Source organism: Desulfobulbaceae bacterium, assembly GCA_013792005.1.
Classification (GTDB): domain Bacteria; phylum Desulfobacterota; class Desulfobulbia; order Desulfobulbales; family VMSU01; genus VMSU01.
Map to the genome: position 1 here is coordinate 1 of VMSU01000076.1, position 4162 is coordinate 4162.

Here is a 4162-nt window from a genome sequence, read left to right on the forward strand (position 1 = left end):
AACCAGAAACAGAAAGGTAAAGGGATTCATCGCCCCTCCGGTCAGAGCCAAAAGACCTGTGAGGAGCGCGATATCCAAAAACATCACCCCGGTGAGCAAAGGGACAGGCACCGTCTTGCGCTCGCGCAGAAGACGGGAAAAAAAAAGATTGGAAACCACCTCAAAACCAATAAGGCCCAGGGCCAGCAGGGGAGTCTCAATGGCAAAAAGAAACCTTACTGCGGCAAAAAGCAGCACCTGACAGAGAACCGTCCCCCATCGCAGAGTAAGAAACCATCCTGCCACCGTTGTTCCTACGTGGCGATTTTCATGTTGTGCCATCATTGCTCAAGAGTCCGAAGTTGTCATAACAAATTTAAATTTCATCCTAAATCACTCAATGCAGAGAATCAACAGGTGAAAATAACGTGCGTTATCTCTCTTTTTTGGCTAAGAATAACCGCTGAAATATACTTTTGCTACTAGAAGATTTCCTTGGGCCGCCAAAAGCCCGGTCAGCCATTTCGCACACAGGAGACAGCAATGAATCGACCTTTAGGCGTCACAGTCAGCCGACATATCCTTGACAGCCAACGCATGCACCCGGAAGCCACCGGCGAACTCTCTGGCCTGCTCTCCGAACTTATTGTCGCCGCCAAGACCATTTCCGCCGAAGTCAACATGGCGGGAATGGCCGATGACATCGGGATGTCCGGCAAGACAAACATCCAAGGGGAATCGGTCCAGAAGATGGACGAATTCGCCAACAATACGATCAAGAAACGAATGGCCCGCTCCGGCTACATCTGTGTCATGACCTCAGAGGAAGAAGATGACATCATCCCTGTAGTTGATGGATACGAGGGAAAATACACCCTGGCCTTCGACCCCATGGACGGCTCATCAAATATTGACGTCAACGTCTCGATCGGCACCATTTTTTCCATTCACCGTCGCCGCACCTCCCTTACCTCAGGACAGGGCACAGTTGAGGACCTTCTCCAGAAGGGATCGGCGCAAGTCGCTGCCGGATATATCATTTACGGGTCGAGCACCATGCTGGTTTTCACCACTGGCGAAGGGGTACACGGCTTTACCCTGGACCCCAGCGTGGGTGAATTCTTCCTCTCCCACCCCGACATCAAAATCCCGGAGCGGGCCAAATACTATAGCATCAACGAGGGCAACACCCCATACTGGGACGACAACATCCGGCGCTATATCGACCACGTCAAAGCAGTCGACATGAGTGACAACCGCCCCTTAAGCGCCCGTTATATCGGCACCTTGGTCGCAGACTTCCATCGCAACCTGATTACCGGCGGCATTTTCCTCTACCCCAAAGACAATAAAGACCAAAAAAAGCTGAGCGGCAAACTTCGCCTGCTCTACGAGGCCGCCCCCTTCGCCTTCATCGCCAACCAGGCCGGAGGCCGCGCCATTACCGGAGATGGCCGCAACATCATGGACATTGAGCCCGAATCCCTTCACCAACGAGTACCGCTGATCATCGGCAGCAAATATGATGTTGACATAGTAGAAGACTTTCTGGTCGGACGCAGATAGGGTACCCCCCAACCGGCCGTCTCCATAGTATCTGCTCTCTGTTCAGGGGGAGGCACACTCCCCCTCCCACCCCTACCCTTCACTCTCCCGTCCAAGAATCACCCATCCCCACAAACTGCCACACCGTATCACTACCCCTGGCAAATACCCCCACATCAAACCTCTCTTGCACTGCCTTATAAAATATGCTATGAGGTAACTCCTGGCATTTTACTTAATGTCTTATTTTTTCTATTACTTACTAAGGAAAATATATGATTATTTCTGTGCATCAACCCCAATACATGCCATGGCTTGGTTACTTTGCCAAAATGGCCGGGGCTGATCACTTTATCCTGCTCGATACCGTTCAATACAAAAAAAACGAATGGCAGAATCGTAACCGAATAAAAACCGCGACTGGCTGGCAATGGCTGACGGTTCCTGTGGCGTTCAATTTTCCTGAAACCATAAATCAGGTCAGGACAATCAACTCCCAAAACTGGCAACGAACCCATCAGCAGAGCATAATCACCAACTACAATCGAGCGCCTTACTTTGAGCAGGTCATGACCTGGCTCGCCCCTTTATTTGCAATAGAGTGGAAAACCCTGGCCGAGCTGAATATCTCCCTGGTCAGATCACTGGCAGGGTTTCTCGGGATCACCACATTAATCCATGTCGCCTCGGAACTCGGTCCCTTCCCTGAAACTCCAGATGAACGCCTCATCGGCTTGGTCCGTCATTTTGACGGCAAGAAATACATCGCCGGCAGTGGCGGCCAAGGCTATATGAATCTGAACACCTGGAGCGACGCGGGCATCGAGGTCGAATTTCAAGACTATCACCACCCGACATACCCTCAACTCTTTGGTCCCTTCGAGCCTAACCTCTCCGTACTTGACCTCCTCTTCAACTGCGGCCCGAACAGCCTGAACCTCTTGCGGAACACATCATGAATATCCTCGCGATTGGCGCCCATCCAGACGACATTGAGATAGGATGCGGCGGCACCCTGATAAAATATCAGAACAGCGGCCACGCCATCTATACCCTGGTGATGACCGACGGCTCCATGGGGGGCGACAACGAGACCAGACGCCACGAACAAAAGGCATCCAACAATATTATCGGCGTTTCCAAGGCCTTCTGGGGCGGCTATAAAGACACCCAGCTCCCCTTAGATAACGGGGTTATCCACGTCATTGAAAAAGTTATCAGCGCTGTCAACCCCCTGTTCATCTTCGTCCATCACCTTGACGATACCCACCAGGATCACCGACACTTAGCTCAAGCGACGATCTCGGCAACCCGCTACATCAAAAACGTCCTCTTTTACGAAGTCCCAACCACTCACAATTTTTCACCATCGGTGTTTGTAGATCTTGACGACACCTTCGAGCGCAAGGTTAAAATTCTTGAAGCCCACGACTCACAAGTGATGAAGACCAATATCGGCAATATGTCCATCATCGATGTTGCCCGAGCCCAGGCCCAATTCCGCGGGATGCAGGCACGAGTACAATATGCCGAGGGATTCATCCCGCAACGGCTGTTTATCAACACATGATCAGCCATTCCCGGGTCGACATCACTCCACAGGATGTGGCCGCAGTCTCGACAGTAGTTGCCAGCGGCGCCCTGGCCCAAGGAGAACAGGTCCGACTCTTTGAAGACGCCATCGCCAGACGGCTAGGTGTTAGTGAAGGCGCTGCGGTCCAATCAGGAACAGCAGCATTGCATCTTGCCCTGCTGGCTCTTGCCATCGGGCCAGGAGATGAGGTCATCCTGCCAAGCTATGTCTGCGTTGCCCCGCTCAACGCTATCCTGTACACCGGCGCGACCCCAATCCTTGCCGATATCAATCCGGACACCGGCAACATTGCCCCTGAGGATGCCGCCCGCCGAATCACGCCACGCACCAAGGCAATAATCGCCCCCCACCTCTTTGGACACCCGGCCGACATAACCACACTCTGCCGCCTCGGCATCCCAGTAGTCGAAGATCTCGCTCAAGCCATTGGCGGCAGTATTCACAATCAACCCTTGGGCAGTTTCGGCACCCTGGCGATCTGCTCTTTCTATGCCACCAAGGTGATGACCACCGGCGAAGGGGGGATGATAGTAAGTAACGACCCTGCCCTCCTGGCCACGATCAGAGATCTGCGCGACTATGACGAGAAAGAACTCTACCGCCTCCGGTACAATAGCAAGATGACCGAAATGCAGGCAGCGCTTGGGATTTCCCAGCTCCAACGCCTTAACGACACAATCCGACGCCGACAAGAGAGAGCAAGCCTGTACACCTCACGCCTCCAAGAAAGTCCTCAGATCACACTCCCTGTTAACCGCACAGACAACGATACTATTTCATACCGTTACGTCATTCGGCTCAAAGACGGCAACGTAGATAAATTTATCTCTGCCATGCAGCGCCAGAATATTATCTGCCGACGGCCGGTATTTAAACCACTGCACCAACTCCTGGCTCAGACCGATTATCCTGAAACTGACACCTTCTACCAGCAAGCGGTCTCGCTTCCCATCTACCCAAGCCTGACTGAAGCCGAGCAGGAGCAGGTGATCCAGGCAATCACAAATTACTGGAAAACCTCATGAGTACAGACACTTTGACCAT

At 52.5% G+C, this 4162-nt stretch carries 5 protein-coding genes; 4 read left to right on the top strand and 1 reads right to left on the bottom strand.

Features of this window, described 5'->3' with window-relative positions; genetic code table 11:
* Positions 1-324: sensor histidine kinase (locus FP815_03970; protein ID MBA3014094.1), on the bottom strand; the 324-nt coding region annotated here is incomplete at its 3' end.
* Positions 325-522: 198 nt separating this feature from the next.
* Between FP815_03970 and FP815_03975 the strand changes: the two genes are divergently transcribed.
* From FP815_03975 to FP815_03990, 4 genes are all read left to right on the top strand, one after another.
* On the top strand, positions 523-1545 hold the full coding sequence (locus FP815_03975; GenBank protein MBA3014095.1) for a class 1 fructose-bisphosphatase: 1023 nt from the start codon (positions 523-525) through the stop codon (positions 1543-1545).
* A 254-nt stretch (positions 1546-1799) separates the two neighbouring features.
* A complete protein-coding gene (locus tag FP815_03980; GenBank protein MBA3014096.1) occupies positions 1800-2483 on the top strand; it encodes a WbqC family protein in 684 nt (227 codons plus the stop codon).
* The gene (locus FP815_03985; GenBank protein ID MBA3014097.1) at positions 2480-3094 is read left to right on the top strand and encodes a PIG-L family deacetylase; all 615 of its coding nucleotides are present in this window, start codon (positions 2480-2482) and stop codon (positions 3092-3094) included. The genes FP815_03980 and FP815_03985 overlap by 4 nt, the downstream gene beginning before the upstream one ends.
* On the top strand, positions 3091-4143 hold the full coding sequence (locus tag FP815_03990) for a DegT/DnrJ/EryC1/StrS family aminotransferase (protein ID MBA3014098.1): 1053 nt from the start codon (positions 3091-3093) through the stop codon (positions 4141-4143). The genes FP815_03985 and FP815_03990 overlap by 4 nt, the downstream gene beginning before the upstream one ends.
* The last annotated feature ends 19 nt before the right edge of the window (positions 4144-4162 follow it).